At 72.7% G+C, this 4,234-nt stretch carries 4 protein-coding genes; 2 read left to right on the forward strand and 2 right to left on the reverse strand.

From position 1 onward, the window contains the following. The first annotated feature begins 66 nt into the window (after positions 1 to 66). Both AOK03_RS39675 and AOK03_RS39680 read left to right on the forward strand, forming a co-directional pair. The gene (locus AOK03_RS39675) at positions 67 to 723 is read left to right on the forward strand and encodes a SanA/YdcF family protein (RefSeq protein WP_063792678.1); all 657 of its coding nucleotides are present in this window, start codon (positions 67 to 69) and stop codon (positions 721 to 723) included. A gap of 249 nt (positions 724 to 972) precedes the next feature. After that, positions 973 to 3,018: a molybdopterin oxidoreductase family protein gene (locus tag AOK03_RS39680; RefSeq protein WP_055570183.1), complete on the forward strand. Its 2,046-nt coding sequence runs from the start codon at positions 973 to 975 to the stop codon at positions 3,016 to 3,018. Positions 3,019 to 3,079: 61 nt separating this feature from the next. Here the strand turns inward: AOK03_RS39680 and AOK03_RS43340 are convergent, their stop codons facing one another. Both AOK03_RS43340 and AOK03_RS44760 read right to left on the reverse strand, forming a co-directional pair. Then, a complete protein-coding gene (locus AOK03_RS43340) occupies positions 3,080 to 3,370 on the reverse strand; it encodes a DUF6355 family natural product biosynthesis protein (RefSeq protein ID WP_055570181.1) in 291 nt (96 codons plus the stop codon). A gap of 181 nt (positions 3,371 to 3,551) precedes the next feature. Then, a partial coding sequence (locus tag AOK03_RS44760; RefSeq protein ID WP_341845857.1) for a gamma-glutamylcyclotransferase occupies positions 3,552 to 3,854 on the reverse strand: 303 nt, incomplete at its 5' end. Positions 3,855 to 4,234 lie beyond the last annotated feature (380 nt).

Here is a 4,234-nt window from a genome sequence, read left to right on the forward strand (position 1 = left end):
GCGTGGCTTCGCGGTCCGGCGTGGCTTCGCGGTCCGGCGTGGCTTCGCAGACCCGCATGGGTGAGGATGCCGCGCACGCGGAAGGAGCAGCGGCGGACCGTACAGGCGGTGATGGCGCTGTGCGTGCTCGCGCTGCTGCCCGCGACCTGGCTGTTCGTGTCGACGGAAGACAAGATCGGGACGGTCGCCGAGGCGCCGCGCGCCCGCGTCGCGGTGGTCTTCGGCGCCGGGCTGTGGCAGGGCGAGCCGTCGCCGTATCTGGCGCACCGGCTCGACGCGGCGGCGGAGTTGTACCGCACGGGCCGCATAGAGGTCGTGCTCGTGACGGGTGACAACAGCCGCGAGGACTACGACGAGCCGGACGCCATGCGCGCCTACCTGAAAGAGCACGGCGTGCCGGGCCGCCGCATCGTGAGCGACTACGCCGGGTTCGACACATGGGACTCGTGCGTCCGCGCCAAGAAGATATTCGGCGTGGACCGGGCGGTGCTGATCAGTCAGGGCTTCCACATACGCAGGGCGGTCGCGCTCTGCGACGCCGCGGGCGTGTCGTCGTACGGCGTCGCGGTGGACGCGGTGCACGACACGACCTGGTACTACGGCGGCGCACGGGAGGTCTTGGCGGCGGGCAAGGCGGCACTCGACGCGACGTTCCGACCGGACCCGCACTTCCTGGGCCCGCGGGAGCCGGGCGTGGACCGGGCACTGGCCTCGCGCCCCTGAATCGCGCGGCCGTGGATCCGTACGGCCCTCACAGCGCGGTCCGGGGGTCGCTGAGGTCGGCTTACCGCGTGCGTAACGTGATCACGCCGGGGCGCGTAACAACCACGGCGGACGCTGGACGGTATGCACTCCACAGCGACACCGGCGACATCGGCGACACCCTCGGCCCCTTCGGCCGCAGCCACGTCCACGGCTGCTCCGGACGGGGTGACGGCGACCCACTGTCCGTACTGCGCGCTGCAGTGCGGGATGGGCCTGACGACGGGCCCCGGTGGCGACGTGGAGGTCGTGGAGCGTGCCGGGTTCCCCGTCAACAAGGGAGCCCTGTGCGGCAAGGGGCGCACGGCGCCCGCGGTGCTCTCCTCCCGGGTGCGGCTGACGGAGCCCCTCGTCCGGTCCCACGCCACGGGCAGGCTCACGCCGGCCACCTGGGAGGAGGCCCTCGACCGGATCGCCGACGGACTGTCCCGCACACGGGCCGAGCACGGCGCGGACGCGTGCGGGGTGTTCGGCGGGGGCGGGCTGACCAACGAGAAGGCGTACGCGCTGGGCAAGTTCGCGAGGGTCGCGCTCGGCACGTCACAGATCGACTACAACGGACGGTTCTGCATGTCGTCGGCCGCGGCCGCCGGTCAGCGGGCGTTCGGGCTCGACCGGGGGCTGCCGTTCCCCCTGGCGGACATCCCGCGCACCGGGTGCGTGATCCTCGTCGGATCGAACCTCGCCGAGACGATGCCGCCCGCGCTGCGGTATCTGACGGAGCTGCGGGAGAACGGCGGCACGTTGATCGTCGTGGACCCCCGGCGGACCCGGACCGCCGAGCAGGCCGATCTGCATCTGGCGCCGCGGCCCGGCACGGATCTCGCCCTGGCGCTCGGCCTGCTGCACCTGATCGTGGCGGAGGGCCGCACGGACGACGCGTTCATCGAGGAGCGGACGAGCGGATGGGAGGAGGCACGGGCGGCGGCGATGGCGCACTGGCCGGAGCACGTCGAGCGGATCACCGGTGTGGCGGTACCCCAACTGCGCGATGCCGTGCGGCTCTTCTGCGGCCCGGACGCGGCGATGGTGCTCACCGCGCGCGGTCCCGAGCAGCAGTCGAAGGGCACGGACACCGTCGGGGCGTGGATCAATCTGTGCCTCGCCACGGGGCGCGCCGGGCGGCCGCTGTCCGGGTACGGCTGCCTGACGGGCCAGGGCAACGGCCAGGGCGGGCGGGAGCACGGCCAGAAGGCGGACCAGCTGCCCGGGTACCGCAAGCTGACCGACCCGGCGGCGCGGGCCCATGTGGCGGGGGTCTGGGGGGTGGACCCGGATGCTCTGCCGGGGCCCGGCAGGTCGGCGTACGAACTGCTCGACGCGCTGGGCGGGGACATCAAGTCGCTGCTCCTGATGGGTTCCAACCCGGTGGTGTCCGCGCCCCGGGCCGCGCATGTGGAGGAGCGGCTGCGGTCGCTGGACTTCCTGGCGGTGGCGGACGTGGTGCTGTCCGAGACGGCGCAACTGGCGGACGTGGTGCTGCCGGTGACGCAGTGGGCCGAGGAGACCGGGACGGTGACGAACCTGGAGGGCCGGGTGCTGCTGCGGCGCCGGGCGGTGTCCGCGCCGGCGGGGGTGCGCAGCGATCTCGACGTGCTGCACGGGCTCGCGGCGCGGCTCGGGCACACGAAGGGGTTCCCCACCGAACCGGTGGAGGTCTTCGAGGAGTTGCGCCGAGCAAGCGCGGGCGGGCCCGCGGACTACTCAGGGATCAGTTACGAGCGGCTGCGGGAGGACGGCGGGGAGGGGGTGTTCTGGCCGTGTCCCGCGGATGCGGAGGGTAATGACGACGGGGCGCGCCGCGGGACTCCGCGGCTGTTCCTCGACCGGTTCGCCACGGAGGACGGGCGGGCGCGGTTCGTGCCGGTGGTGCACCGGGATGCCGCGGAGGAGCCGGACGCGGAGTATCCCGTGCTGCTGACGACGGGGCGGGTGCTCGCGCAGTACCAGTCCGGGGCCCAGACGCGGCGCGTCGACGAGCTCAACTCAGCGGCTCCGGGGCCCTTCGTGGAGCTGCATCCGCGGCTCGCCGCGCGTCTGGGGGTCGAGGAGGACGATCCGGTCGCCGTCGTCTCACGGCGCGGCCGGGCGGTGGCTCCGGCGCGGGTGACGTCGGCGATCCGCGCCGACACGGTCTTCATGCCGTTCCACTGGCCGGGCGAGGGGCGGGCCAACACCCTGACGCATCCGGCGCTGGATCCCGTGTCGCGGATGCCGGAGTTCAAGGTGTGCGCGGTGCGGGTGGAGCGGGTGTGAGGCCGGGCGGGGCGGGCCCGGGGCCGAGGCCCCGGACCCGCGGTCGTGCGCAGGGCAAGGATCAGCAGGTGCGGCCCGTGTACCAGGCACCGTCGACACCCGAGGCGGAACCGATCCAGGTCACGCCGGGGCCCACACACTGCTCGCTGTTGGGGCCCCAGTCGTCGATCTCGATCACGATGTGGGAGCCGTCACTTGTGCAGTGGTTGTAGTAGGCGTCGCTGCCCGTCTCGTAGAACCCGCAGGGGTTCTGGACGGCCGCGGGCTCGGCGGAGGCCGAGGACGCAAGGGTCATACCGAGGCCGACGGCCAGAGCACCGATGAGGGCAGGCAGGGAACGGCGAACTCGCATGAGCGACTCCTTAAGACAAGGTGCGCAGGCACCGACTCGTGCACCTGCAGGTGCACACGGAGAGCTTCACGTCGATCACCGTCAGTAGTCACGCCAACTCGCTCGCACGAGTGATTCAGATCACCGGTTCGGGTGCGTAAGCGTTTGAGCTGCGCATTTGCCCTTGTGGGGCGGGAGTTGATCAGCGGGGCGGGAGGTGATCGCTCCGCCGGTGGGACGCCCAGTCCCCTCCTCCGATCACCGAGCCGGAGGTCCGCAGTCCGGCCGCGACGCGTGGGGCGGCAACGTAGACCCAGGCGCGCACCACGGCGCCGTCCCGGTCGAGGAGGTCCACGTCGCGTACGACCCGTTCGTAGAGGTTGCGGGGGTCGCCCGGGGCGTACTCCTCAAGGAGGTCCAGGGCGACGAGGAGACGGTCGTAGGCGGCGGGCAGCGCGGTGACGAGTTCGCCGCGCACGGGGCCCTCGCCGGGGCGCTCGACGGCNNAGGGCGGGGACCTCCGCCGCGGTCCGGCCGCGCAGGTGCACGGCGTGGTTGGGCTCCCCCGGGCGCAGGGTGCCGTACACGAAGAACGGCAGCCGGGCCGTGCCGCGTTCGTCTTCCATGGGCCGATTGTGCACAGCGGCGCCCCGGCGCAGGGCAACCGGGTCAGGTGGCCAGGGGGCGAGCAGCCAGGGGGTCGAGTGGCCAGGGCTAAGGTCCCGAGCGGGGCGGTTTGAGCCGACTTAGGCGTGGCTGTTACATAACCTCCCGTTTTCCGTGATGGAGGGTTCCTACCTTCGAAAGCGGTGGCCGGTCCCCTGCCGAATCCCCGGTGCAGCCCCGGGACCGGCCGCCACCAGCGCCCCCCCCCCACGTGACGGT

Origin of the sequence: Streptomyces atriruber (assembly GCF_001418325.1) — a bacterium.
Taxonomy (GTDB): Bacteria; Actinomycetota; Actinomycetes; order Streptomycetales; family Streptomycetaceae; genus Streptomyces; species Streptomyces atriruber.